Consider the following 24,536-nt stretch of genomic DNA (forward strand, 5'->3'; position numbering starts at 1 on the left):
ACGCGATGAAGATCGTACTGGCAGCAACCGAGAACCGGCTCGCCGATGCCTGGGAAAAGGCCTTCACGGATGTCGCCGATGTGGGCGTCCATCGCGGCTCGATCTTCGACATCGCATGCGACGCCGTGGTCAGCCCGGCGAACAGCTTCGGCTTCATGGATGGCGGCATCGATGCGCTGTATCTCGACCGGTTCGGGGTCGAGGTCCAGTCCCGGCTCCGCCGCCTGATCCTGGACCGGCACCATGGCGAGCTGCTGGTCGGCGGCGCCGAGGTGGTCGAGACCGGCGACCCCGCGCAGCCGTACCTGATCGCCGCGCCGACCATGCGGGTGCCGATGGTGCTGGGGCCGGAGACGGTCACTCCCTATCTGGCGACCCGCGCCGTGCTGCTGCTGGCCCGGCACCGCACCTTCGCCACCGGGGAACGCCTGTCGGACCGCCTGCGCACCATCGCCTTTCCGGGCATGGGAACCGGCGTCGGCCGCGTCCCGGCCGAGATCTGCGCCCGCCAGATGCGGGTGGCGGTCGACGAATTCCTGCCGGAGGGCTACCGCATGCCGAAGAGCTGGGCGGAGGCCGGCGAGCGAAACCAGCGTCTCTACACCGACCGCCCGACCCGGCTGCAGCACTGACCGTCAGTCCGCGTGCACCTGCACCGCCGGCGCGGCGGTGCCGCGCTTGGGCTTGCGCAGCAGGATCAGCAGCGGGATCGCCGCGATCGCCAGCACCATCAGCAGCTTGAAATCGTCGATATAGGCGATCAGCGTCGCCTGCTGGTTGACCATCTGGTCGATCATGGCGCGGCCGGTCACGGTGCCCGGGGACATCATGTCCGGCAGCTGCTGCACCGCCGGGCTGAAGGCGGTGACGTGCTCGCCCAGCAGCTGGTGGTTGGTCTGGATGTTGCGGGTCAGCAGCGCGGTGACGACCGAGATGCCGATCGCGCTGCCGAGGTTGCGCGACACGCTGTAGATGCCGGCGCCCTCGTCGAGATACAGCCGCGGCAGGGTCGAGAAGGCCATGGTCGAGAGCGGCACGAAGACCAAGCCCAGCCCGGCACCCTGCACCAGCCCATCGATCATGAACTCGGTCGAGGAGATGTCGAGGGTGTAGCCGGTCATCCGCCACAGCGAGCCGATGATCATGCCCAGGCCCAGCAGCAGCAGGAGGCGGGTGTCGACCTTGCCGATCAGCCGGCCGACCGCCAGCATCGCCACCATGGTGCCGATGCCGCGCGGCCCCATCACCAGCCCGGCGGTGACCACTGGATAGCCCAGCATGGTTTGCAGGAACGGCGTCGCCAGGGCCATGATCGAGTAGTACAGCGACCCGACGATGGCCATCACCACCATGGCGACCACGAAGTTGCGGTCGGTGAACAGCGCCGGCCGGACGAAGGGCGCCTCCGCCGTCAGCAGATGGACGACGAAGAGGTAGAAGCCGAGCGCCGCCAGCACCAGCTCGATGATGATCTCGAGCGAGTTGAACCAGTCCTGGTCCTGGCCGCGGTCGAGCATCATCTGCAGCGCGCCGATGCCGAGGCTGAGGAAGGCGAAGCCGAGCCAGTCGAAGCGCTTGGCCGCCTGCTTGCCGGTGTCCGGCATGAAGATCAGCACGCCGGCCAGCGCCAGGGCGCCGATCGGCACATTGATGTAGAACACCCAGCGCCAGGAATAGTGGTCGGTCAGCCAGCCGCCGAGCACGGGGCCCAGGATCGGCCCGACCATGACGCCGACGCCCCAGATCGCCATGGCCTGGCCGCGCCGCTCCGGCGGGTTGATGTCGATCACCGTGGCCTGGGACAGCGGCACCAGGGGCGCGCCGAACACGCCCTGCAGCAGCCGGAAGCCGACGATCTCGGTGACGTTCTGGGCCAGGCCGCACAGCACCGAGGCGCCGACGAAGCCGACCACCGAGATCACGAACAGGTTCTTGCGGCCGATCCGGCTGACCAGCGCGCCGGTGACCGGCGTCATGATCGCCGCGGCCACGATGTAGGAGGTCAGGACCCAGTTGATCTGGTCCTGGTTGGCGCCGAGATTGCCCTGCATGTAGGGCAGCGCGATGTTGGCGATGGTGGTGTCCAGCGCCTGCATGATGGTGGCCAGCATCACGCAGACCGTGATCATCCCGCGATGGGGGATGCTGTCGCCGGGGGCTGCCATCTCACTGCGCTCCGAACGCCGTGCCTCCGAGGAAGGGCAGGCCGCGGGCATGGCCGGTGTCGATCGCGACCTCGGTGCTCATGCCCGCGCGCAGCTGCGGCTTGCCGGCGGTGTCGACCAGGACGCGGACCGGAATGCGCTGGGTCACCTTCACCCAGTTGCCGCTGGAATTCTGCGGCGGCAGCAGCGAGAACTCGGCGCCGCTGGCCGGGCTGAGGCTGTCGACGCGGCCGGTCCAGGTGACGCCCGGATAGGTGTCGACCGTGACCTCGACCGGCTGACCGGTCCTGACGTTGGTCAGGTCGGTCTCGTTCAGGTTGGCGTCGATCCAGACCTTGTCGGAGCGGACGATCGCCAGCACCGGCGACCCGGCGGTGACATAGGCGCCGGGCAGCACCGCATCGGCCTTGGCGGCGATGCCGGGGAACGGCGCCTTGACCTGGGTGTGGTCGAGGTCGAGCTGCGCCTGGTCGCGCCGCGCCTGGGCCTGGCGGTAGGGCGGGTACTGGTCCAGCGTCAGGTCGGGGTTGCCGCCCAGCTTGGCCAGGGTCATGCCGATCTGCGACTGAGCGACGTCGACATTGCTCTTCGCCACATCGAGCGCCTGGCGGGTGTCGTCGAAGGCCGATTGCGAGGCGTTGCCGTTCTTGGCCAGCGCGGCGATGCGGTCATGGTCCTTCTGGCGGTAGTCCTGAGTGGTGCGGGACTGGTCCAGCACCGCCTGCTGCTCCACCAGATTGGCCTTGATGCCCTGGAAGTCGAAGGCGGCCTGGCGCATGTCGGCCTCGGCCTGCTCCAGCGCGTAGCGCGGGGCGCGGTCGTCGATGCGGAACAGCACCTGGCCGGCCTGGACCGGCTGGTTGGTGGCGACGTCGATGCCGACCAGCCGGCCCGAGATCTCGGGCGCGATCGACACCGTGTCGGCATGGACATAGGCGTTGTCGGTGCCGGCGTAGCGGCCGCCCATGGCATAGAGGGCGACGCCCACCACCGCGATCACCAGCGGCACGCCGGCCAGCAGCACCAGGCGCAGGCCGCGCCGGCGCGGCCTGGCCGGCATCGGCGCTTCGCTCGCCTGCTGCGACGGCTTCAGAGCCGTGTCGTTGCTTCCGTCCGGCATCTCAACACCGCCTGACGGCATCGGCCGCCGGTTCATCGGGGTCACAGGTCAGCTTGGACTTGAGGATCTGCAGGTCGCCGATCAGCCGGGCCATGACATCGGCTGGCAACCGGGCGCTGTAATCGTCCTGCCACTGCGCGATCAGGGCCTCGAGCTGGTCGACGATCGGCCGGGCGGGCGGCAGCAGATGCAGCGCGTGGGCGCGCCGGTCGTTCGGGTCCCGCCGGCGCTCGACCCAGCCGCGGGTCTCCATCCGGTCGATCAGGCCGGTGACGGTCATCTTCTCGACATCCAGCAGCTCGGCAAGCCGCGCCTGAGTGATGCCGGGATTGCGGTCGAGCATGATCAGCACCCGGTACTGCGGCCGGGTCAACTCGAGACCGGCCGCCCGCACCCGCTCGTCGAAACGGCGGCGCAGCAGCTGATCGAGATCCTTGATCAGGGTGTAAAGACTGACGAGAGGCTTGATCTCGCTCATGGGCTAAGCGACCTGACTGTAAGGTGACTTACTATATGGCTAGTGACCGACCGGTGCAAAGGACCGATCCATGGCCAGGACGCAGAGCTGCCGATAGGAATTCGCGCAGCAGCGGCGGGGCGGCTACCTCAGCGCAGCCATACCCGGGCAGTGGCAGTGGCGCCGGTCGCGTCGATCACGGTGATCTGCGCCGCGCCCGGGCCCGGTGGTGTCCAGTCGGCGTCGCGCTTCAGCGGCGAGGATGGGATCGGCCTGCCGTCGACCATCCACAGGAACGGCCGGCGCCCGCCGATGGCGACCAGGGACAGCGAGGCGAAGCGGTCGCCGTCGCGCGGCCGCTCCACCGCCGCGCCGTCGGCCGGGAAGGCGATCGACAGCGGCTCGAGCCCGGCCAGGGACGGCAGCGGCGCCAGCGTGACCGGACCGGAGGCCAGCCGCTTCAGCCGCGGCGGCAGGTCCTCCGCCCGCACCATCGGCGTGCCGGCCGGCGCCGGGCCGACCACGTCGCGGGCCGGCGGCGGCAGCAGGGCGAAGGCGCGGAACAGCAGCGGCGCCGCGGTGTTGCGGCCGAAGCGGTCGGGGCTGGGCGACCCGTCCGGCCGGCCGACCCAGATGCCGATCGTGTGCTCGGCGTCGAAGCCGATCGCCCAGGCGTCGCGGAAGCCGTAGGAGGTGCCGGTCTTGAAGGCGATGCGGCGGCCGTCGCGCATCAGCCCGGGATCGGCCATCGCCACCGGCGGCGGCGCCGAGGCCAGGATGTCGGTGACGTACCAGGCGGCCGAGGGGTCGAGGATGCGCGGCCCGTTCTGGCCCGAGGGCGGGGCGTCGGCGCGCCAGACCAGGTCCGGCAGGACACCGCCGCGGGCAATGCCGGCATAGAGGCGGACGAGGTCGAGCAGCGTGGTGCCGCCGCCGCCCAGCGCCACGGCCAGGCTGGGCAGAACGGTGGGATCGTCGAAGCGCAGCGGCGCGCCGGCCTGGCGCAGCCGGGCGGCGAAGCGGGCCGGGCCGACATGGTCCAGCATCTGCACCGCCGGGATGTTCAGCGACCGCTGCAAGGCCTCGCGCACCGAGACCTCGCCGGAATAGCCGGGGTCGAAATTGGTCGGGGCGTAGTCGCCGAAGCGCATCGGCAGGTCCAGCACCACCGTCTCCGGCAGGATGATGCGGTCCTCGAAGCCCATGCCGTAGATGAAGGGCTTCAGCGCCGAGCCGGGCGAGCGCACGGCGCGGGCGAGGTCCATCTGGCCGTCGCGCCGCTCCTCGAAGAAGGTGCCGGAGCCGAGATAGCCGACCACCCGTCCGGTCGCGTTTTCGACCACCACCGCCGCCAGGTTGCTGCTGGCATCGAGGCCGCGCAGCGACCGGTCGGCCAGCTCCTCCAACCCCGCCTGCAGGCGGCCGTCGATGGTGCTGCGCAGCACCTCCTGGCCGCGATTCTCGGCCAGCAGCCGCTCGGCCAGATGTGGCGCCCGGAACGGCAGCGGCTGCCGGGACGCGGGGGTCGGCTGCTCGGTCGCCTCGCGCGCCGCCAGCGGGTCCAGCGCCCCGGCGGCGGCGATGCGCATCAGCACCCGGTCGCGGGCGTGGCGGGCCGCCTGCGGGAAGCGGTCGGGCCGCAGCCTTGTGGGCGATTGCGGCAGCGCCACCAGCAGCGCCGCCTCGCCCGGGGTCAGCAGCTTCGGCTCTTTGCCGAAATAGGCCAGGGAGGCGGCGCGCACGCCTTCGAGATTGCCGCCGAACGGGGCGAGGGTCAGATAGATGCCGAGGATCTCGTCTTTCGAGTAATGCGCCTCGAGCTGCAGCGCCCGGGCCATCTCGATCAGCTTGGAACCGAGGGTGCGCGGCCGCGGCTCGAGCAGCCTTACCGCCTGCATGGTCAGTGTCGAGGCGCCGGAGACGACGCCGCCATGCCGGACCATCTGGCCGAAGGCCCGCGCGGTCGACAGCGGATCGACGCCGAGATGCCGGCGGAAGCGCTTGTCCTCATAGGCCTGCAGCAAGGCGAGGTAGAGCGGCGACACGTCGTCGACCGTGGCCTGCAGCCGCCAGCTGCCGTCGCGGGCGGTGAAGGCGCGCAGCAACTGCCCGTCCTTGTCGAGCACGATGGCGGAGCGGTCGAGATAGCGGTCGAGCACCGGCGGGTAGCGCGCATCGAGCCACAGCACCGCGCCGACGAGCAGCGCGGCGAGGGCGATGCCCGCCCCCGCCCCGATCGCGATCTTTCGCCAAATGCCCCGAGCCGTCGTCATCCCGCCATTCTAGCGCAGCCGGTGGCGGATTCATGGCCGGAGCGAGGAGGAACGCCGCACCGGCCGCAGCTCCGTGCAATGCATGGATTTCCATGAGGTGCGGCCGTGGCTATGGCAAGATTAGAATGGGTTGCGATCTCGTCAGTCCGGAAACCGGGACACGTGCTGGACGGAGCGTTGACGGCCCCTGACGTTCATTGTCCGGCGGGAGCAGCGGATCATGATGGCAGTTCCTTCCCAGCAGGGCCTGGCGATCGACATCGATGTCTACGAACAGACCGTGGCGGCGTTGCGCGACCGGGAGCGGGAGCTCTCGCACCTCGTGGACATGGTCCCGAGCCATGTCTGGCGTCTGCGGCCCGACGGCGAGCCGACCTTCTTCAACAAGCGCATGGTGGATTTTATCGGACTGGACGTGGCGGACATCGACAAGCCGGGGATGACCCGGCTGGCGGCAATGATCGAGGCCGCCGTTTATCCGGACGACGCGGCGGCGTTCGCGGACGCGCTCGGCTGTTGCCTGCAGACCGGCGAGCCCTTTGCCATGAGGTATCGGCTGCGGCGTGCCGATGGCGCTTATCGCTGGATGTCGAGCCGCGCGGAAGCGATGCGGGATCAGGACGGATGCATCGTCCAGTGGTACGGGCTTTGTCACGACATCGACGACCAGGTGCAGGTGGAGGAAGCGCTGCGGCAGAGCAAGCAGCAGCTCGAGGAGACGATGGACGCCGTGCCGATCCGGATCTGGAGCGCAACGTCCACAGGCGGGCCGGTCTACCTCAACAAGAGATACCGGGATCATCTCCGCTCCGTCGTCCCGCACCTTATGGATGTCGAGGAGCCGCGCATCGACACGCTGCTGCAGGAGCTGGTTCATCCCGAGGACGCTCCGGAGGTGATGCGCGCGTTGCAGAATACGGCCGAGACCGGCGGTGCCGGCGTGATGCGGTTTCGGTGGCGCGAGAAAGACGGCGTCTATCGCTGGGCGGAGTGCCGGGTGGAGCCTCGGCGCGATCAAAGCGGAGCGATCGTGCAATGGTACGGCGTGTCGCTCGATATCGACGATGAGATGCGGGCGCAGGAGACGTTGCGCAACCGTGAGCAGGAGCTCTCGGTGCTCGTGGACATGGTACCGAGCCACCTCTGGCGCGTGACCCCGGAGGGCGAGACGGCCTTCTTCAACAAGCACATGGCGGACTTTCTCGGTGTGGAGACGACAGACAAGATTCGGGTGGAGGTGGCGATGGCCACAATGTTCCACCCGGACGATACGGCCGAGGTGAACGACGTGTTCGGCCGCTGCCTCGCCACCGGCGAGATCTTTTCCATGAAGTATCGCATGCGTCGCGTGGATGGCGTGTATCGCTGGATGTCGGGTCGCGCCGAGCCGCTGCGGGATGACAGCGGACACATCGTCCAGTGGTTCGGCCTCTGCCACGACATCGATGATCAGGTGCGCGCCGAAGAGGCGCTGCGGCGCGCCTCCGACAAGCTCGCACGGGCGACGCAGGCCGCAAGCCTGGCCGAACTTTCCGCCTCGATCGCGCATGAGGTGAACCAGCCACTGGCCGCGATCGTCGCCAACTCCCACGCCTGCCATCGTTGGCTGTCCGCCGAGCCCCCGAACATCGAGCGCGCGAAGATCACGGCCGAGCGCATCACCCGCGACGCCAACGCGGCCGCGGATGTCGTCAGCCGCATCCGAGCCCTGTTCCGTCGTGCGCCGCATGCCAGGTCGTCGGAAGACGTCAACCGCCTGATCGGCGAGGTTTGCCGGCTGCTGGCCGACGACATCGCAGTGAGGGGCATCCGCATCAAGACGGATCTCGAGCCTGATCTGCCGCCGGTCGCGCTCGATCGCGTGCAGGTGCAGCAGGTGTTCGTGAACCTGATCCGGAACGGGATCGAGGCGATGGACGCCGTGACTGACGGCGCGCGGGCGCTCCAGATCCGCTCCTTGCGCGAGGGTGCCGACGCGATCCGGGTCGAGGTTCGCGACGCCGGAACCGGTTTCAAGGATCCCGAGCGCGTCTTCGAGCCGTTCTTCACGACCAAACAGGATGGCATGGGCATGGGGCTGCCCATCTGCCGTTCGATCATCGAATCGCATGGCGGCCGCCTCTGGACCGCCAACAGCGAGCCACGCGGGGCGATCGTCGCTTTCACGCTCCCGTTGACGGTGGGCGAGGCGCCATGAGCACGCGCGAGGAAATCGTCTTCGTGGTCGATGACGACGCCAGCGTGCGCGAGGCGGTCGGCGAGCTGCTGGAATCCCTGGGGTGGCGGGCCGAGACCTTCGCCGCCGCCGCGGACTATGTCGCCCATGCCAAGCCCGATCTGCCGGCGTGCCTGATTCTCGATGTCGAGCTGCCCGACATCAACGGCCTAGACCTCCAGAAGCAGCTGTCCCACGACGTCCATCCGCCGATCGTCTTCATCACCGGACATGGCGACATTCCATCGTCGGTGCGTGCGATCAAGCACGGCGCCGTGGATTTCCTGACCAAGCCCTTCAGCGATGCGGACCTGATGGCCGCGGTCCAGGCGGCGATCGCCGAGGATCGGGACCAGCGATCGCAGCGCGCCGAGTTCGGCATGCTGCGGCAACGCTACCTCGACCTGACGCCGCGCGAACGCGAGGTGCTGCCCCTGGTGGTGAGCGGTCTTCTCAACAAGCAGGCCGCCGCCGAGCTGGGGATCAGCGAGGTCACGCTGCAGATCCACAGAAGGAACGTGATGCAGAAAATGGCGGCGGCGTCGCTCGCCGATCTCGTGCGGATCGCGGAGAGGCTGGACATACCGGTCACGCATTCGCGCCGAGCCGGGGGAGTTGAGCGTGAGCGAGCCTAGATCCGTCGTGGCGATCGTCGATGACGATCCGAGGCTGCTGGAGTCGCTGGAGGAGCTTCTGGAATCCGCGGGCTATGTCGCCCGCGGATTCTCGTCGGCGGGGTCGCTGCTGATCGGCGGGCTGTCGGGCCTGGACCTGCTGATCGCCGATGTCGGGATGCCTGGCGTAGACGGCTTCGAGCTTCGCGACCTGGTCAACAAGGTGCGTCCGGAGCTGCCGGTGTTCCTGATCACCGGCCGCCACGAAATCGCGGATCAGGACCGGGCCCAGGGCATCAGCGGGTTCTTCCGCAAGCCCTTCGACGCCACGGCCCTGCTTGCGGCCGTCGGCGATGCCTTGCGCAATCGAGACAGGGAGGGTGATCATGCAACTTGACCAGCCGCTCTCAGCGAGGTCGGCACCGCCGCAGCGAGGGAGTGAGGCGGAGCAACCGCTCGTCATCATCGTCGACGACCATGCGCCTGTCCGGGAAGCGCTGTCGGAGCTGATCCTGTCGGCGGGTCTTCGGCCGGCCTGCTTCGCCTCGACCCGCGAGCTCCTCGACGCCGAAGTCTTGAACAGCCCCGGCTGCATGATCCTCGATGTGCGGATGCCGGGGGCCAGCGGCCTCGACCTGCAGCACCTCCTGACCCAGAGCGGCAACCCCAAACCGATCATCTTCCTGACCGGTCACGGCGACATCCCGATGACGGTCCAGGCGATGAAGGCGGGCGCGGTCGATTTCCTCACCAAGCCGGTGCGGGACCAGACCCTGCTGGACGCCGTGCTTGCGGGCATCGCGATCGATGCCACACAGCGCGCCAGGGCCCGGGTCGCCCGGCGGCATGCCGACCGCTACAAGACCCTGACCCGGCGCGAGCGACAGGTGATGTGCGCCGTGGCGCTGGGGCGCCTGAACAAGCAGATCGCGTTCGACCTCGGCATCAGCGAGGTCACCGTCAAGCTCCACCGCAGCAATGTCATGCACAAGATGCAGCTGGCATCCGTCGGCGAGCTCGTTCGCATCTGGGAGGCACTGCCGGCCGAGCTGCGCGAGGGAACGGAGACCTAGGCTCGCCCGGCCGCTTCAGGCCCGAGCATCGGTGGGGATCGCGGCGCCTGCCGTTCCTCTCAGGCGCCGATTGACGATCATGGCGAGCGCCCAGGCGGCGGCCGTCAGGGCTATGCCGGCCGCGGCGAGGCCGGCGTAGCCCGCTGCCCCGATCACGGCGCCGGCGGCCAGGGGGCCAGCGGCGAAGCCGAGCAGATAGGCCGATCCCGCCGCGGCGGCCCAACGCCCGTTACGGTCGAGCGCGGCGGCGAGACCGAACAGATAGGGGATCGAGAAGTAGTAGAAGGCGCCCCATGCGACGAGGGCGATGATGTAGGCGGTCGGGTCGTGCGAGAGGCAGAGAACGAGCGCAACCACGATGGAGCCAACGCTGAACCCCGAAATTGGAGCCGCCCGCCCCCAGCGCACATTGAGCGCAGTGGCGGCTCCCGCGCCGGCGAGACCGACCAGCGACGACAGCGTCATCGCATAGCCGACCGCGCCTGTGTCGAGGCCGGCCCGCTCGCCGAGTGGCGCGATGAACGCGTAGATCCCGGCAGAGGCGGTCAGGTTGAGGACGATCGCCGCGAGCGTCATGAGGCCGAGCGACGGGGAAGCCTGCATCGTGTCCGTCGCAGTTTCGTCGCGTTTGGCTTGACCGTCCGGGATGAACAGCAGGAGGGGTGCGAGCGCGAGCGTCACGCCCGCAATCAGCGCCAAGATGCCGCGATGCACATAGGCGGCGGTGAGCTCGCCACCGGCGGCGAAGAGCGGCACACTGCCCAAGGCCCAGACGACCTGGAAGTAGCCATAGACCTTGTCCGGGTTGCGGCAGCGGGAGGCGACGAACGAGAGCGACACGGCGCACAGCGCGCCCTCGCCGACGCCCGCGAGTCCGCGCAGCAGGACCAGTGCCGCCAGCGACGCGCTGAAGATCGATGCGCCCTGGGCGAGCAACGTCAGCGCCACGGCGACGAGGCCGACACGCCGATAGGACAGCCGGGGCAGCGCGGGCGCGATGACGATCGACGTGATGGCGAGGGTGAGGAACTCGACGGAGGCGACGAAGCCGGCGTCGCGTTCCGACAGCGAGAGACCGGCCATGTACCCGCCGATCATGAAGGGCGACATCTGCGCGACCAGCCCGCCGATCACCTGCGCGGCGATCGCGCCAACCAAAAGGGACACGGGATCGCGAGCCGTCGAAGGATCGCGCGGGGTTCCGGTCATGGCTCGGCTGCGCTCCCTGTTCGCCGGCGCGGAGCGCGGCATAGGCCGATGGTTCTGTCGCTGGCACCCGACGAGTCGGGCCTTGCCCACCACCTCCATCCTACCTCGAAACCCGCCCCTGTCCGGCACTGCCTGCAGCACTCGGAGTCGGCCATCCGGCGGCCTACTTCTCCGGGATCACCAGCGGGCCGCAATTGTCGTCGGCGACGAAGACGGCGAGGATCTGTGCCGGCTCGCTGGCGCTGGCGTTCTCGGCGAAGAGGTGCAGCGCTCCCGGCGGCTCGAACCAGGTGGTGCCCGGCTCGTAGGTCTGCGGCGGGCCGCCGGCGAGCTGCGACCGCACCGCGCCCTTGATCACGAAGGCGGTGACCGAGCCGGGATGGCGATGGGCCGGGGTGTAGGCACCGGGCGGGAAGTCGACCGTGACGGTGGTGATCGACTTGCCGGGCACGTTCGGCAGCGCCTCGCAGGACAGCGGCTTCACCACCGTCGCCGGCCGGGTACCGGGTGCTGCACCGGCTTCGGCTTGGGCGTGGACATGGGCCGGCATCGCCGGAGCGGTGGGATCATCGACCGGCCGGCTCCCCCACAGCGCTGCCAACGCGACCACGGCCGCGCCGCCGGCCACCAGGAGCATCAGCCGCATCGGCTGCGGGCCGGGGTGCAAAGCGGACATGATTTCCTCCGACGAGATCAGCCAGGGGTGCGGAACCCGGCGTCCCAGCCGAGCTCGCGCACCGCCTTTTCGACCAGGGCCGGGCCGCCCGGCTCGGCGATATTGAAGATGCCCGGCCGGCCGCGGTCGACCGCCAGCAGCGCCGCCTGCGCCGCGGCGTCGACATGCACCGCGCCCGGCCCCGGCGGCACATCGGCGCCGGTGCCCGGGCCGTAGAACTGGCCGTAGCGCAGCACGATGCCCTCGAGCGGCGGCGTGTGCAGCACCTGCGTCTCCAGCGCCACCACGCCGTCGATGCTGACCCGCCGCGGGTTGTCGGGCGACCGGTCGAGCGGATGGTCCTCGGCGTGGGGCGGCGTGCCCGGCCGGTAGACCCAGGCGATGCTCTGGGCGATCAGCCGGCGCACGCCCGCCTCCCGCGCCGCAGCGACCAGGTTGCGCGTGCCCTCGCTGCGGATACGGGCGTTGCGCGGCGCGGCCTCCGCCATGCGCGCGGGGTCGAGGCCGGGCGGCAGGTCGGTCAGTTGGTGAATCACCACCTCCGGCCGCGCTGCCGCGACGGCGCGGTAGAGAGCCTGGGCGTCGAACACGTCGACCACCACCGGCTCGGCGCCGAGCCGGCGCAGCGCCTCAGCCTTGGCCGGGTCGCGGGTGGTGCCGAAGACCTGGTGCCCGGCATCGCGCAACAGCGGCACCAGTCGCCGGCCGACGGCACCGCCGGCGCCGGCGAGAAAGATCCTGGACGGCATCGTATCCTCCCCGTCTAGGCCAGCTTCAGGCCGAAGCGCAGCGCGCCGGCGAGCAGGCCGCAGCGGTAGTAGAAGCGGTGGCCGAGCACGTTGGTCAGCGGCGTGTCGAGCACCAGCCGGGCGCAGCCGAAGGCCCGCCCCTCCTCCGCCAGCCAGTCCATCAGCCGGGCGCCGTGGCCGCCGCTGCGCTCGGCCTCGTCGGTGACCAGGTCGTCGAGATAGAGATGCGGGCCGTAGACCAAGTTCTCCTGCACCCGGAAGCCGGCCAGCGCGACGGGCCCGGCGCTGCGCCACAGCGCGACCAGCCGGTATCCGGCGGCGGCCTGGAAGCGCCAGCGCGCCACGAATTCGGCCTCCGACTCGAGATGCGGCCGCAGCTGCCGCATCAGCGGCCAGCAGGCGGCGACGGCGGCCTCGTCCTCGACGAGGCGGAGATCGATGGTTTCGGCATCGGCCGACATGGCGATAGCCCTTTCCAGGGAGTCGAGATAGTATCAGAGCACGAATAACATATAAGAGCTCTGATACTATGGTCAAGCGCGGCGACGGGCCGACGATTCCGCGTCCGGGCGAGGGCAAGCGGGGCGAGGCCGGGTATTTCGGCTATCTGCTGCGCCAGGCCAGCGGCACCTACCGGCTGCGAATGGAGCGCGCGCTGGCCGATCTGGAGGTGACGCCGCCGCAATTCACGATCATGACCATGGTCGCCGCCTATCCCGGCCTGTCCGGCGCCGATCTGGCGCGGCTGACCCTGCTGACGCCGCAGACGGTCAGCGTCATCGTCGCCAATCTGGAGCGTGCCGGGTCGGTGGCGCGGCGGCCGCACCCGGTGCATGGCCGGATCCAGACCCTGGAGATCACCGAAAGCGGCCAGGCGCTGCTGGCCCGCTGCCGCGAACGCGTGCAGGTGCTGGAGCGGGCCCTGGCCACCGGGCTGTCGCCGGAGGAGGAGGCCGTGATCCGCCGCTGGCTCGCCGCGGTGGCGGCTGAGGGTGGGGAGCCGGACTAAGCGGCCGACGGATGCACCTGCGGCCGGTAGCCGGCGGCGAGGACGGCGACGCTGGGCAGCGGCGTCAGCAGGCCGACTTGGCCGGAAGGCCGCGCCCGGCCCTCGCGATAGCCCGAGGGCGACCAGCGGCGCAGCCCATCGCCCAGCACCAGCCAGGCACCGCCGGGATCGTCGGGCAGCGTCACCATCGCCCCGTCCGGCAGGTTCGCCGCCGGGTGCGGCACCACGCGTTGGCGGCGGGTGGCGGGGTCGATCCGGGCAGGGTGCAGGACGGCATCCATCGCCTCGGCCCGCGGTGGATCGGCCAGGCCCTGCGCCCGCATCCAGGCGGCGCGCCAGGTATTGTAGGCCTCCCGCCGGCATTCGGCGCAGGGCCGGTGGCCGGCGGCGATCGCCACCGCCTCGTCCAGGAAGAACAGATGGGTCCAGCGGTTCGGCTGCATCACCGGCCGCCAGCGATCCTTGAACGCCAGCCGGCAGCAGATCCAGCGCGTGGTCGACCACGGCCGGCGGATGCGGCCCGCCGCATCGTGGATCACGCCGCGATTGCCCAGCATGGTGCCGCGGGCGGGGTCGGCGACGATCTCGCCGAAGGGCGTGACGCGGTTGCGGTGGGCCATGACGGCATCATGGCATGGCCGCCATGCCTCGCCAGCGGATTGCGACGATACCGACCGGTCGGCATGGTCCCGGCCATGAGCATGCCCGACACCCCGATCTTCAAGGAGTTGCCGTCATGGCTTGGGTGATCCTGATCATCGCCGGGGTGTTCGAGATCGGCTGGGCGATCGGCCTGAAATACACCGAAGGCTTCTCGCGCCTGTGGCCCAGCGTTGGCACTGCGGCGGCGATGATCGTCAGCCTGGTGCTGCTGGGCCTGGCGCTGAGGGACCTGCCGATCGGCACCGCCTATGCGGTCTGGACCGGGGTCGGCGCGGTCGGCACCGCCATCCTCGGCATCTATCTGTTCGGCGAATCGGCCGATCTCGCCCGGCTGGCCTGCATCGGCCTGATCGTCGCCGGGATCATCGGGCTGAAGCTGGTGACGCCGCACTGACGAGGGACTGGACCTTCGGACCCGCCTAGGCTCAACTGGCGCCGTTTCAGCAAGCCATACCGGGGTCGCCCGCATGCAGGAGATTTCCATCGCCGGCCGCCGGATCGGCCCCGACCACCCGCCCTATGTGATCTGCGAGCTGTCGGGCAACCACAATGGCGAGCTGGCCCGGGCGCTGCGGATGATCGAGGCAGCGAAAAACACCGGCGCCGACGCGGTCAAGCTGCAGACCTACACCGCCGACACCATCACCCTGGACCATGACGGCGACCAGTTCCGGATCAAGGGCGGGCTGTGGGACGGCCAGCGCCTGTACGACCTGTACCGGGAGGCGTCGACCCCCTGGGACTGGCACGCGGCGCTGTTCGCCAAGGGGCGCGAGCTCGGCATCACCGTGTTCTCCAGCCCCTTCGACAAGACCGCGGTCGACCTGCTGGAGGGGCTGGGCGCCCCGGCCTACAAGGTCGCGTCCTTCGAGGTGGTGGACCTGCCGCTGGTCGAGTACATCGCCAGCAAACGGAAGCCGATGATCATCTCCACCGGCCTGGCCAATCTCGGCGAGATCCAGGAGGTGATCAACACGGCGCGTAAGGGCGGTGCCGACGGGCTGGTGGTGCTGCACTGCATCAGCGCCTATCCGGCGCCGATGGAGGACGCCAACCTGCGCACCATCCCGAACCTGGCCGAGACCTTCGGCGTGATCAGCGGCCTATCCGACCACACCATGGGCACCGCCGCCTCGGTCACCGCCGTGGCGCTGGGCGGGTCGGTGATCGAGAAGCACTTCACCCTGGCCCGCGCCGACGGCGGCCCGGATTCGGCCTTCTCGCTGGAGCCGGCGGAGTTCACCCGGCTGGTCGAGGACTGCAAGGGCGCCTGGGCCGCGCTGGGCCGCATCCGCTACGACCTCAAGGGCTCCGAGGCCGGCAACATCGTCTATCGCCGGTCGCTCTACGTCACCGAGAACGTCCGGGCCGGCCAGACGCTGACCGAGGCCAATGTCCGGTCGATCCGCCCGGGCTATGGCCTGGCGCCGAAGCACCTGCCGGAGGTGCTGGGCCGCCGCGCCAGCCGCGACCTCGCCCGCGGCGAACCCTTCGCCTGGTCGATGGTGGAATAGCAAGCGCATGTCCGTCGTCGCGGTGCTCGATGTCGGCAAGACCAATCTGAAGCTGCTCGCGGCCACGCCGGAGGGCGAGGTGCTGGAGGCGGTGCGCACCCGCAACCTGTCGCGGCCCGGGCCGCCCTATCTGCATGTCGACCTGGCGGCGATCGAGGCATGGCTGCTGGGCGCGCTGGGCGACCTGGCCCGCCGCCATCGCCTGGCCGCCTTCGTCGCCACCGGTTACGGCACCAGCGGCGTGCTGGTCGACGACGACGGGCCGGTGCTGCCGATGATGGATTACGAGGCCGCGGCGCCCGGCTGGCTGGACGACGCCTATGCCGCCGAGGGGCCCGACTTCGCCGAGACCGGCTGCCTGGTCGATCCCGGCGCGCATCGCCTGGCCAAGCAGATGCTGTGGCTGGAGCGCGACATCCCGGACGGCTTCGCCCGCGCCCGCTGGCTGATGACCCTGCCGCAATACTTCGCCTGGCGGCTGGGCGGCGTGCCGGCCAGCGAGATCACCACCCTGGCCGCGCAGACCCATCTGTGGAACCCGGCGGCGGGCGGCTTCACCGGCATCGTCCGGCGCCGTGGCTGGGACCGGCTGATCCCGCCGCGCCGCAACGCCTGGGACGTGCTGGGCACGATCCGGCCGGACCTGGCAACGACGCACGGCCTGCCGCCCGACCTGGCCCTGTTGTGCGGCGTGCATGACAGCAACGCCAACTACCACCGCTTCCTGGCCGCCGGGCTGGGCGACGTGCCGCTGCTGTCGACCGGGACCTGGATCATCGGCTTCCGGCCGGGGCTGCCGCTGGACCGGCTGGACCAGCGCCGCGGCATGGTCGCGAATGTCGATGTCGACGGCCGGCCGATCGGCTGCACCCTGCATATGGGCGGGCGGGAGTGGGAGCGGATCGCCGGCCCGGATCCCGTCGAGGCAACGCCGGACGACCTCGCCGCCCTCGTCGCTGCCGGCACCATGGCGCTGCCGGGCTTCGCCGAGGGCGACGGGCTGTTCCCCGGCCGGGCCGGGCGCGGCGAGATCACCGGACCGGTGCCGTCCGGGCCTGCCGGCCGCGCCGCGCTGGCGACGCTGTACACAGCGCTGAGCTGCGCCACCGCGCTCGACCTGCTGCAGGCGCGCGGCCGGGTGATCGTCGATGGCGGGGTCGCCGCCAACCCGATCTTCGCGCCGCTGCTGGCGGCGCTGCGGCCGGGCGACCGGGTCGAGACCTCGGCGGAATCGGACGGCAGCGCCATCGGCGCGGCGCTGCTGTGGGCCCGCAACCGAGGCCGACCCGTGCCTGCCGTGCCGCTGCAGCCCGCGACCGCGCTCACCCTGCCCGGCCTCGCCGCCTATGCCGAGCGCTGGCGGGCGCTGGCTGGCGCGCCAAGCGTCCCGGCGCTATAGATCGGACGTAATCGCCGCCCACCAACAAGCCTGAGGAAACCCCGATGTCCGCGCTCACCCATCTCGCCCTGCGGCAAGGCATCATCGACACCTGCCGCGAGATGAACGCCAGCGGGCTGAACCAGGGCACCTCCGGCAACGTGTCGCACCGGATCGAGGGCGGCATGCTGGTCACCCCGACCAGCCTGCCCTACGCTCAGATGCAGCCCGAGGACATCGTCGAGATGGCCTTCGACGCCAGCTATGAGGGCCGGCGCATGCCGTCCTCGGAGTGGCGCTTCCACCGCGACATCCTCAGGAACCGCACCGACGTCAACGTCGTGCTGCACACCCATTCGGTGTTCTCGACCACGCTGGCGGTGCATGAGAAGGGCATCCCCTGCTTCCACTACATGGTGGCGGTGGCCGGCGGCATCGACATCCGCTGCTCGCCCTATGCCTGCTTCGGCACGCAGGAGCTGTCGGATTACGCCCTGACGGCGCTGGAGGGCCGCACCGCCTGCCTGCTCGGCCATCACGGGCTGATCGTGCTGGCGGACAGCTTCGCCCAGGCGCTGTGGCGGGCCACCGAGGTCGAGGTGCTGGCCAGGATGTATGTCCATGCCCTGGCGATCGGCGAGCCGCCGCGGCTGACCGAGGCCCAGATGGCCCAGGTGATCGAGCAGATGCGCCGCATGAGCTACGGCCAGGCGCCGGATATCGACGGTGTCAGCGACACCCCGCGCCCCCGCAGCGTGGCTTGAGGCGCGATCGGACGCCATGAAAGCCGCCGCCGTCGCGCTGGCCCTGGTCTGGCCGGCGCTGGCCGCCGCGGCCGAGGTACCGTCGCTCGACGCCCAGGTGATCGCGGCGCGGACCGGCCCGCAGAACGACGTCGCCCTGGTGCTGATGGTCACCGGCGACGGGCTGGACCCGAGCGCCCTGCCGATCGATGCGGAAGGCTGCGACGGCGGCGGCTATGCCCGCACCGACGACCCGCAGGAGACCGGCTGCTACAGGATCGCGGTGACCGAGAACGGCAAGCCCGTCGGCGGGCTGTCCTACGACCTGATGCTCAACCGCGGCACCACCGCCACCCTGGCGCTGCGTTACCGCACGCCGGTCGAGAGCCCCGTCGCCCGGACGCTGCGGATCGACATCTCCTTCAAGCTGGGGGACGAGGTGGTACGCAACCACCCGGCGGAGGTCGCCATGGAGGGTATCCCCGGCGACGCCTTCGCCGACCCGGACAACCCCTGGGCGCCGCTCTACGCCTTCCAGGACCGGCGGCTGAACGCGATCTATGACGGGCTGACCTCGAGCCCGAAGGTGGCGGACGACGCCGAGCTGCGCCGGCTGATCGTCCAGGCCGAGCGGGACTGGGTCGCGCTCAAGCAGGCCGATTGCGCGGCGCCCCTGTCGCCGACGCCGGAGGAGGCGGACCAGTGCCGGACGCTGCACACGGTGGTGCGGCTTGACCAGCTGGCGGCGCTGAAGCGCAGCCTGGCCGAGGCCATGCCATGAGGCGGGTTGCGGCCCTGCTGGCCGTGCTCCTCCTCCCGGCCCCGCCGGCGCGGGCGGAGCAGGTGCTGACGCTGGAGGTGCTGTCGGCGAAGCTGGCGCCGGACCGGACCGATGTGCTGCTGCGCCTGGTCGACGACAGCGGCGTCGGCGTGCTGCGCCCGGAGGGGCAGTGCGACAGCGGCCAGCCCGGGATCGGCGAGGCCGCGTCCGGCTGCTATGCCGTGACCATCGCCGAGAACAGCGCGCCGGTCGTCCGCTATGCCTATCGCATCCTGGAGACCCGCGGCACCGACAGCTTCCTGCTGCTGACCTGGCCGTCGGCCGCCACGGGCGAGCGGCGGGTCAGCCTGCGGGTCGACTACAACGGCTTCTATAACCACGACCCCGAATCGGTGCTGCCGCTGTCCGATTACGACAACGGCGCGCTGGATCCGGACGACCCGTTCGAGACCCTGCACCGGATCTACGCCGGCAAGCTGCAGGCCTTCGCGGCCGAGCTGGCCGACAACCCGCCGGTCGACGATGCCGGCGCCGCCCAATGGCGCAAGGCCTTCCTGCCGGCGCAGCAGCAATGGTCCCGCTTCGCCGAGAGCGACTGCGTGGTGGCGGGGCGGCTGGCGGGCGAGGCCGCGCGCAGCCGCTGCCTGGCCGATCGCGCGATGGACCGGATCGACTGGCTGGAGGGCAGCTCCGCGCCGGAGTGACGGCGCAGCGAACGCCCTGGTTCCCGCCGCATTTGAGGAACAACTTCCCGCCTCCGACCCTTATCTCGGTCCGCACATCCGCGACCGCGAGACTGGAGAAAAGTCATGCGTTCATTCCGCCTGCCCGTGACCGTCGCCGCCGCCCTCCTGCTGGCCGGCCCGGCTTCCGCCCAGGACATGCAGGAGCTGCTGGGCCAGGCCGGCAAGGCGCTGGACCAGGCCGGCCGCCGCGTGCAGCAGGGCTATGAGGACACCGCCAAGGCGATCGACGAGGCCATCGCCAACCCGCAGGACCCGACCCATGGCTCGCTGGCGACCCGGCTGATCCGGTCCGACGTGCTCGATTCGGCGCAGCGCCCGATCGGCGAGGTCGCCGATTTCGTGATCGCGCCGAACGGCCAGGTGCTGCTGGCGATCATCCGCATCGGCGGCACGCTGGGCGTCGGCGGCCGGCTGGTCGCGGCCGATTACGCCCAGCTTGAGCCGGTGCTGCTGAAGGGCCGCCCGGCCTTCGTCTTCAAGGGCGACCTCGGCGCGCTGCCGGATTACAAGGTCGCCACCAACTAAGCCGGGTCGACGGCCTTCCTTACCCTCCAAGGGATGGTTCGCGTTGCCTCTCCCGCTTGCGGGATCTTTTCGGAATTCGATCACTTGAACCGACGCGTACTTCCACTCTCCCCCTCCCCCCGCGGGAGGGGGTAGGGGGAGGGGGTCTCTCGGCTCGAGCCGGCCTGGATCGTCGGAGGACCGGCACGGATGGCGATTTCTGTCATTGCCCATGCGCGCCGACGCGCGCAGACCCCTCCCCCTGCCCCCCTCCCGCAAGGGGAGGGGGAGGATTGAAGGCATAGGTCGAGCCGGGTGGCTGGATTCTGAAAAGGTCCACTCGCGGTAAAGGCAAGGCGCTCTGCCGCCGACGTCCGTCCGAAGCCCGTCTTACGACTGTGGCAATTTTGGGTTTCCCTAAATCGGCCCGGCCGCCTAGCTTGCGCATCGTCCTTCCCGGACGATGGCGGCCTGTCCCGAGTCCGGATGGGCGGCAAGCGCGGGCACGGAACGTATGGTGCATGTCCTGGCGATCGCGGTCCTGGTCCTGGCGGTGTTCGGGTGCTTCTACCTGGGCGCCGCGATCCTGCTGACCGGCCGCCATTCCCGCCGGCGCGCCCCAGAGCCCGGCGCCTTCCCGTCGATCACCGTGATCAAGCCGCTGCACGGCGTCGAGCCGGGGCTGTTCGAGAACCTGGCCTCGTTCTGCGCCCAGGACTATCCTGGACCGGTGCAGATCCTGCTCGGCGTCGCCGACCCGCGCGACCCGGCAGTGGCGGTGGTGGAGCAGCTGCGCCGCGCCTTTCCGCAGGCGGTGCTGGAGCTGGTGGTCGATCCGCGCCGGCACGGATCGAACCGGAAGGTCTCCAACCTGATCAACATGGCGGAGCGGATCCGCCATGAGGTCGTGGTGTTCTCCGACAGCGACGTGCGGGTGCCGGCCGACCATCTGCGGCAGATGGTGGCGGAGCTGCAGGCCCCCGGAGTCGGCTGCGTCACCTGCCTGTATCACGGGGTGCCGACCGGCGGCGTATGGTCGCGGCTGATCGGCCTGGGCATGGACACGCATTTCACCCCCAGCGTGATCGTCGGGCTGGGCCTGCGCCTGGCGCGGCCCTGCATCGGCACCACCATCGTGCTGACCCGCGACATGCTGGCCGAGATCGGCGGGCTGAAGGCCTTCGCCGACCTGCTGGCCGAGGATCACGCCATCGGCGCCGCGGTGTGGGCCGCCGGCCGCAAGGTCGCGGTCTCCACCCAGCTGATCGGCCATCTCTGCAGCGAGGCCTCGGCCGCCAGCCTGTGGTCGCATGAGCTGCGCTGGGCCCGCACCATCAAGAGCATCGACCCGCTCGGCTATGCCGGATCGCTGGTCACCCACCCCCTGCCCCTGGCCCTGATCGCCTGGGCCCTGGGCGGCGGCTGGCCCGCTTTGGCCGTGGCCGGGCTGGCGCTGCTCGGCCGGATCGTCTTGTGCATCCGGTTCGAACGCGCCTACTCTCTGCCGCCGCGCCCCTACTGGTTGATTCCGGCGCGCGACCTGCTGGCCTTCGCGGTTTTCGTCGTGAGCTATCTCGGCTCCGGCGTGAGCTGGCGGGGCCATCTGTATCAACTCGTACCAGACGGCACCTTGGTGACGGATCGAAGGCCACCCTCCCCATGACGATGAAGACGTTGTTCCTGCAGGCGCCCTCCTTCGACGGTTTCGACGGCGGCGCCGGGTCACGCTACCAGGCCAAGCGCGAGATCAAGTCCTTCTGGTACCCGACCTGGCTGGCCCAGCCGGCGGCGCTGGTCGAGGGCTCGAAGCTGATCGACGGCCCGCCGTCGCGCACCAGCCCGGCCGCGGTCGCGGCGCAGGCCAAGGATTACGACCTCGCCGTCCTGCACACCTCGACCCCGTCCTTCGCCTCCGACGTGAAGATGATCGAGGCGCTGAAGGCGGCGAACCCGAACCTGAAGGCCGGCCTGGTCGGCGCCAAGGTGGCGGTCGACCCGAACGGCAGCATGGCCGGGTCGCCGCTGATCGACTTCGTCGCCCGCAACGAGTTCGACTTCACCATCAAGGAAGTGGCCGACGGCCGCGACCTGTCGAAGATCGACGGCCTGACCTATCGCAATGCCGACGGCGTGGTGGTCCACAACCCCGAGCGCGCGATCCTCGAGAACATGGATTCGCTGCCCTTCGTCAGCCCGGTCTACCACCGCGACCTGGTGATCGAGGACTATTTCATCGGTTATCTGAAGCACCCGTACCTGTCGATCTACACCGGCCGCGGCTGCAAGTCGCGCTGCACCTTCTGCCTGTGGCCGCAGACCGTGGGCGGGCACCGCTACCGCACCCGCAGCGTCGGCCATGTGATCGACGAGATCCGTTGGGCGAAGCAGACGATGCCGCAGATCCGCGAGTTCTTCTTCGACGACGACACCTTCACCGACGACCTGCCGCGGGCCGAGGCGATCGCCCGCGAGCTCGGCAAGCTCGGCATCACCTGGTCGTGCAACGCCAAGGCCAACGTGCCGCGCGAGACCCTGAAGGTGATGCGCGACAACGGCCTGCGCCTCCTCCTGGTCGGCTATGAATCCGGCAACCAGCAGATCCTGTTCAACATCAAGAAGGGCATGCGGATCGAGGTCGCGGAGAAGTTCACCAAGGACTGCCACGAGCTCGGGATCCAGATCCACGGCACCTTCATCCTCGGCCTGCCGGGCGAGACGAAGGAGACGATCCAGGAGACCATCCGCTTCGCCACCAAGATCAACCCGCACACCATCCAGGTGTCGCTGGCGGCGCCCTATCCGGGCACCTTCCTGTACAACCAGGCGGTGGAGAATGGCTGGCTCGATGAGGCCAATGCCGAGCTGGTGGACGAGAAGGGCGTGCAGATCGCGCCGCTGCACTACCCGCATCTGAGCCATGGCGAGATCTTCCACTCGGTGGAGGATTTCTACCGGCGCTTCTACTTCCGCGCCCCGAAGATCGCCTCGATCGTCGGCGAGATGGTGCGCAGCCCGGAGATGATGAAGCGCCGCCTGCGCGAGGGCGTGGAGTTCTTCCGGTTCCTCAAGGAGCGCAAGGCGGCCTGAAGCGGAGGAGCGCACGTCCCGCGGGGCGAGATCTCTTCGGAATACCGCCATTCGAGCCGATCCGCTTCTTCTGCTCTCCCTCTCCCCTCGCGGGAGGGGGCAGGAGGAGGGGGTGTCGCCGTCGAGGCCGGCCTGAACTCTGACGCTTCGGCCGATGATGAGGCCTGTTCCCGGCGCATTCGCGCGCGGACGCGCGCAGACCCCTCCCCCAACCCCCTCCCGCAAGGGGAGGGGGAGTGTGGAAGGCTGCGCAAATCGGTGTCGTAGGTTGGGTTCGCGGCAGCGAACCCAACAGGATCGGGGGCCGCGAGGGCGGCGGCATGTTGGGTTCGCAAAGCGCGAACCCAACCTACGCGGTCAGCCCGTGTCCGGCGGCTTGCGGCGGCCGGGAGCAGCCGAGCGGGGCTCGGGCGGATCCTCATCATCCTCGCCGTCCTCCGGCGGAATGAAGCCCAGCTCTTCCAGGGCCTCGTCGGCCATCTCCAGCCACTGCTTCACCTGCACCGGATAGCCCCAGCGCCGGCACAGCGCCGCCACCGCGACCTCGGCCCGGCTGGCTTCCACCAGCTCCGCCACCTCCGGCCGCTCCAGCCGCTCGCACACCTCGTCGGCGCGGCGGTCGGCCTCCTCCTCATCCTCGGACACCTCAGAGGCGGCCGCCATCATCGCCAGCCTGACCCGCAGCTCGTGCCAGTCCTCCTGCGCCGACTCGCGCTGCGCCGCGGCCTTGCGCCGCTCCTCGACCTGCCGCGACAGCTTGTCCTTGAGCAGCAGGGTCAGCCGCACGGCACGCGAGACGGTGGCGATCCGCTGGCAATAGTCGACGCCGGGCTGCGGCGCCTGCAGCGCCTCCTGCTGCGTCGCCCGGGCGATCGACATCTGGATCTCGACCAGCTCCGCCACCACGCACAGATCCGCCGCCCGCTCCTCCTGCGGAGCGGCCGAGGCCTCGGTGGCCGAATCGGTCTGCGCCTTGTTCATGGAACATAGCATGAACGTGATCAGAGATTAATACAACCAAACAATGTGTTTACAGCGGGATGGGTCCGATCCCGCCAGGGCCCGGCGGCAAGCTAGCCGAGGTCGAGCATGGCGCCGGAGCGGCGGCGGGTCTCGCGCCACAGGATGGTGAGGCCGCTGCCGATCACCACCGCGGCGCCAGCCATGGTGACGGCGTCGATGGTGTCGCCGAACAGCACCAGCCCGTACAGATGGCCGGCGGCGACCGGCAGGGCGAACAGGCCGAAGAAGAAGAACAGCTCGAAAGCGGTGATGCCGCGACTGCCGATCAACCATTTCGAGATCGCGTCGCCGGCCGAGAAGCCGGCGACGGCGCAGGCGATGCCGACCCCGATCCGGTCGGCGCCGAGGGCGAGGCTGGTCATGGACGATCCGCGGGCGGCAGCGATGCGGAAGTCTTAGCAGAGGCGGGGAATGAAAGCCTTTGCAATCGGCGCAATCGTCGATCGGATGAACGCGTTGCCTCTCCCGTTTACAGGAGAGGTCAGAGACGCGAAGCGGCTCCGGGTGAGGGTCCTTTGTCGAGGCCCGGGCCAGCCC

26 protein-coding genes are annotated in these 24,536 nt (G+C 69.9%); 15 read left to right on the plus strand and 11 right to left on the minus strand.

The window, feature by feature from the left end; all coding sequences use genetic code 11:
* The first annotated feature begins 5 nt into the window (after positions 1 to 5).
* Positions 6 to 632, plus strand: a complete 627-nt coding sequence (locus AB4Z01_RS26735) for a macro domain-containing protein (RefSeq protein WP_441698906.1) — start codon at positions 6 to 8, stop codon at positions 630 to 632.
* 3 nt (positions 633 to 635) lie between these two features.
* Here the strand turns inward: AB4Z01_RS26735 and AB4Z01_RS26740 are convergent, their stop codons facing one another.
* The 4 genes from AB4Z01_RS26740 to pbpC form a co-directional block, all read right to left on the minus strand.
* On the minus strand, positions 636 to 2,165 hold the full coding sequence (locus tag AB4Z01_RS26740) for a DHA2 family efflux MFS transporter permease subunit (RefSeq protein ID WP_441698907.1): 1,530 nt from the start codon (positions 2,163 to 2,165) through the stop codon (positions 636 to 638).
* Position 2,166: 1 nt separating this feature from the next.
* The gene (locus tag AB4Z01_RS26745) at positions 2,167 to 3,285 is read right to left on the minus strand and encodes an HlyD family secretion protein (protein ID WP_441698908.1); all 1,119 of its coding nucleotides are present in this window, start codon (positions 3,283 to 3,285) and stop codon (positions 2,167 to 2,169) included.
* A 1-nt stretch (position 3,286) separates the two neighbouring features.
* Positions 3,287 to 3,763 carry a MarR family winged helix-turn-helix transcriptional regulator gene (locus tag AB4Z01_RS26750; RefSeq protein WP_441698909.1) on the minus strand — a complete coding sequence of 159 codons (477 nt, stop codon included), beginning with the start codon at positions 3,761 to 3,763 and terminating at the stop codon, positions 3,287 to 3,289.
* Between the two features lie 128 nt (positions 3,764 to 3,891).
* Complete coding sequence (gene pbpC, locus AB4Z01_RS26755) at positions 3,892 to 6,015, minus strand: penicillin-binding protein 1C (protein ID WP_441698910.1); 2,124 nt, start codon at positions 6,013 to 6,015, stop codon at positions 3,892 to 3,894.
* A gap of 220 nt (positions 6,016 to 6,235) precedes the next feature.
* Between pbpC and AB4Z01_RS26760 the strand changes: the two genes are divergently transcribed.
* The 4 genes from AB4Z01_RS26760 to AB4Z01_RS26775 are packed head-to-tail and all read left to right on the plus strand — an operon-like array spanning position 6,236 to position 9,917.
* Positions 6,236 to 8,212: a PAS domain-containing protein gene (locus AB4Z01_RS26760; protein WP_441698911.1), complete on the plus strand. Its 1,977-nt coding sequence runs from the start codon at positions 6,236 to 6,238 to the stop codon at positions 8,210 to 8,212.
* The gene (locus AB4Z01_RS26765; protein WP_441698912.1) at positions 8,209 to 8,865 is read left to right on the plus strand and encodes a response regulator transcription factor; all 657 of its coding nucleotides are present in this window, start codon (positions 8,209 to 8,211) and stop codon (positions 8,863 to 8,865) included. Before AB4Z01_RS26760 ends, AB4Z01_RS26765 begins: the two co-directional genes overlap by 4 nt.
* A gap of 7 nt (positions 8,866 to 8,872) precedes the next feature.
* The gene (locus tag AB4Z01_RS26770; RefSeq protein WP_441698913.1) at positions 8,873 to 9,241 is read left to right on the plus strand and encodes a response regulator; all 369 of its coding nucleotides are present in this window, start codon (positions 8,873 to 8,875) and stop codon (positions 9,239 to 9,241) included.
* Positions 9,231 to 9,917 carry a response regulator transcription factor gene (locus tag AB4Z01_RS26775; protein ID WP_441698914.1) on the plus strand — a complete coding sequence of 229 codons (687 nt, stop codon included), beginning with the start codon at positions 9,231 to 9,233 and terminating at the stop codon, positions 9,915 to 9,917. The genes AB4Z01_RS26770 and AB4Z01_RS26775 overlap by 11 nt, the downstream gene beginning before the upstream one ends.
* Positions 9,918 to 9,932: 15 nt before the next feature.
* Here the strand turns inward: AB4Z01_RS26775 and AB4Z01_RS26780 are convergent, their stop codons facing one another.
* From AB4Z01_RS26780 to AB4Z01_RS26795, 4 genes are all read right to left on the minus strand, one after another.
* The gene (locus tag AB4Z01_RS26780; RefSeq protein WP_441698915.1) at positions 9,933 to 11,126 is read right to left on the minus strand and encodes an MFS transporter; all 1,194 of its coding nucleotides are present in this window, start codon (positions 11,124 to 11,126) and stop codon (positions 9,933 to 9,935) included.
* Positions 11,127 to 11,289: 163 nt separating this feature from the next.
* Positions 11,290 to 11,802, minus strand: a complete 513-nt coding sequence (locus AB4Z01_RS26785; protein WP_441698916.1) for a cupin domain-containing protein — start codon at positions 11,800 to 11,802, stop codon at positions 11,290 to 11,292.
* Between the two features lie 17 nt (positions 11,803 to 11,819).
* Complete coding sequence (locus AB4Z01_RS26790) at positions 11,820 to 12,551, minus strand: NAD-dependent epimerase/dehydratase family protein (protein ID WP_441698917.1); 732 nt, start codon at positions 12,549 to 12,551, stop codon at positions 11,820 to 11,822.
* A gap of 14 nt (positions 12,552 to 12,565) precedes the next feature.
* Positions 12,566 to 13,012, minus strand: a complete 447-nt coding sequence (locus AB4Z01_RS26795; protein ID WP_441698918.1) for a GNAT family N-acetyltransferase — start codon at positions 13,010 to 13,012, stop codon at positions 12,566 to 12,568.
* A 68-nt stretch (positions 13,013 to 13,080) separates the two neighbouring features.
* On the opposite strand from AB4Z01_RS26795, the gene AB4Z01_RS26800 reads away from it, so the two are divergent.
* Positions 13,081 to 13,560, plus strand: a complete 480-nt coding sequence (locus tag AB4Z01_RS26800) for a MarR family winged helix-turn-helix transcriptional regulator (protein WP_441698919.1) — start codon at positions 13,081 to 13,083, stop codon at positions 13,558 to 13,560.
* On the opposite strand, the gene AB4Z01_RS26805 is transcribed toward AB4Z01_RS26800, so the two are convergent.
* The gene (locus AB4Z01_RS26805) at positions 13,557 to 14,180 is read right to left on the minus strand and encodes a hypothetical protein (RefSeq protein WP_441698920.1); all 624 of its coding nucleotides are present in this window, start codon (positions 14,178 to 14,180) and stop codon (positions 13,557 to 13,559) included. The two genes, AB4Z01_RS26800 and AB4Z01_RS26805, sit on opposite strands and share 4 nt — an antisense overlap.
* A 116-nt stretch (positions 14,181 to 14,296) precedes the next feature.
* Here AB4Z01_RS26805 and sugE point away from each other — a divergent pair, with 116 nt between their 5' ends.
* The 9 genes from sugE (at position 14,297) to hpnJ (ending at position 22,976) form a co-directional block, all read left to right on the plus strand.
* A complete protein-coding gene (gene sugE, locus AB4Z01_RS26810) occupies positions 14,297 to 14,617 on the plus strand; it encodes a quaternary ammonium compound efflux SMR transporter SugE (RefSeq protein ID WP_441698921.1) in 321 nt (106 codons plus the stop codon).
* 73 nt (positions 14,618 to 14,690) lie between these two features.
* A complete protein-coding gene (pseI, locus tag AB4Z01_RS26815; protein ID WP_441698922.1) occupies positions 14,691 to 15,737 on the plus strand; it encodes a pseudaminic acid synthase in 1,047 nt (348 codons plus the stop codon).
* Between the two features lie 7 nt (positions 15,738 to 15,744).
* Positions 15,745 to 17,136 (plus strand): FGGY-family carbohydrate kinase, encoded by a 1,392-nt coding sequence (locus AB4Z01_RS26820; protein ID WP_441698923.1) that lies wholly within the window; start codon positions 15,745 to 15,747, stop codon positions 17,134 to 17,136.
* Positions 17,137 to 17,180: 44 nt separating this feature from the next.
* On the plus strand, positions 17,181 to 17,879 hold the full coding sequence (locus tag AB4Z01_RS26825; RefSeq protein WP_441698924.1) for a class II aldolase/adducin family protein: 699 nt from the start codon (positions 17,181 to 17,183) through the stop codon (positions 17,877 to 17,879).
* 16 nt (positions 17,880 to 17,895) lie between these two features.
* The gene (locus AB4Z01_RS26830) at positions 17,896 to 18,639 is read left to right on the plus strand and encodes a lysozyme inhibitor LprI family protein (RefSeq protein ID WP_441698925.1); all 744 of its coding nucleotides are present in this window, start codon (positions 17,896 to 17,898) and stop codon (positions 18,637 to 18,639) included.
* Positions 18,636 to 19,343 carry a lysozyme inhibitor LprI family protein gene (locus AB4Z01_RS26835; RefSeq protein ID WP_441698926.1) on the plus strand — a complete coding sequence of 236 codons (708 nt, stop codon included), beginning with the start codon at positions 18,636 to 18,638 and terminating at the stop codon, positions 19,341 to 19,343. The genes AB4Z01_RS26830 and AB4Z01_RS26835 overlap by 4 nt, the downstream gene beginning before the upstream one ends.
* 105 nt (positions 19,344 to 19,448) lie before the next feature.
* Complete coding sequence (locus AB4Z01_RS26840) at positions 19,449 to 19,910, plus strand: PRC-barrel domain-containing protein (protein ID WP_441698927.1); 462 nt, start codon at positions 19,449 to 19,451, stop codon at positions 19,908 to 19,910.
* A gap of 493 nt (positions 19,911 to 20,403) precedes the next feature.
* Positions 20,404 to 21,552 carry a bacteriohopanetetrol glucosamine biosynthesis glycosyltransferase HpnI gene (gene hpnI / locus AB4Z01_RS26845; RefSeq protein ID WP_441698928.1) on the plus strand — a complete coding sequence of 383 codons (1,149 nt, stop codon included), beginning with the start codon at positions 20,404 to 20,406 and terminating at the stop codon, positions 21,550 to 21,552.
* Complete coding sequence (gene hpnJ, locus AB4Z01_RS26850; protein WP_441698930.1) at positions 21,549 to 22,976, plus strand: hopanoid biosynthesis associated radical SAM protein HpnJ; 1,428 nt, start codon at positions 21,549 to 21,551, stop codon at positions 22,974 to 22,976. The genes hpnI and hpnJ overlap by 4 nt, the downstream gene beginning before the upstream one ends.
* 357 nt (positions 22,977 to 23,333) lie before the next feature.
* Here the strand turns inward: hpnJ and AB4Z01_RS26855 are convergent, their stop codons facing one another.
* Complete coding sequence (locus AB4Z01_RS26855) at positions 23,334 to 23,957, minus strand: hypothetical protein (protein ID WP_441698932.1); 624 nt, start codon at positions 23,955 to 23,957, stop codon at positions 23,334 to 23,336.
* A 92-nt stretch (positions 23,958 to 24,049) separates the two neighbouring features.
* A complete protein-coding gene (locus AB4Z01_RS26860) occupies positions 24,050 to 24,361 on the minus strand; it encodes a hypothetical protein (RefSeq protein ID WP_441698934.1) in 312 nt (103 codons plus the stop codon).
* Positions 24,362 to 24,536: the final 175 nt, after the last annotated feature.

The organism is Inquilinus sp. YAF38 (assembly GCF_052113205.1).
Classification (GTDB): domain Bacteria; phylum Pseudomonadota; class Alphaproteobacteria; order DSM-16000; family Inquilinaceae; genus Inquilinus.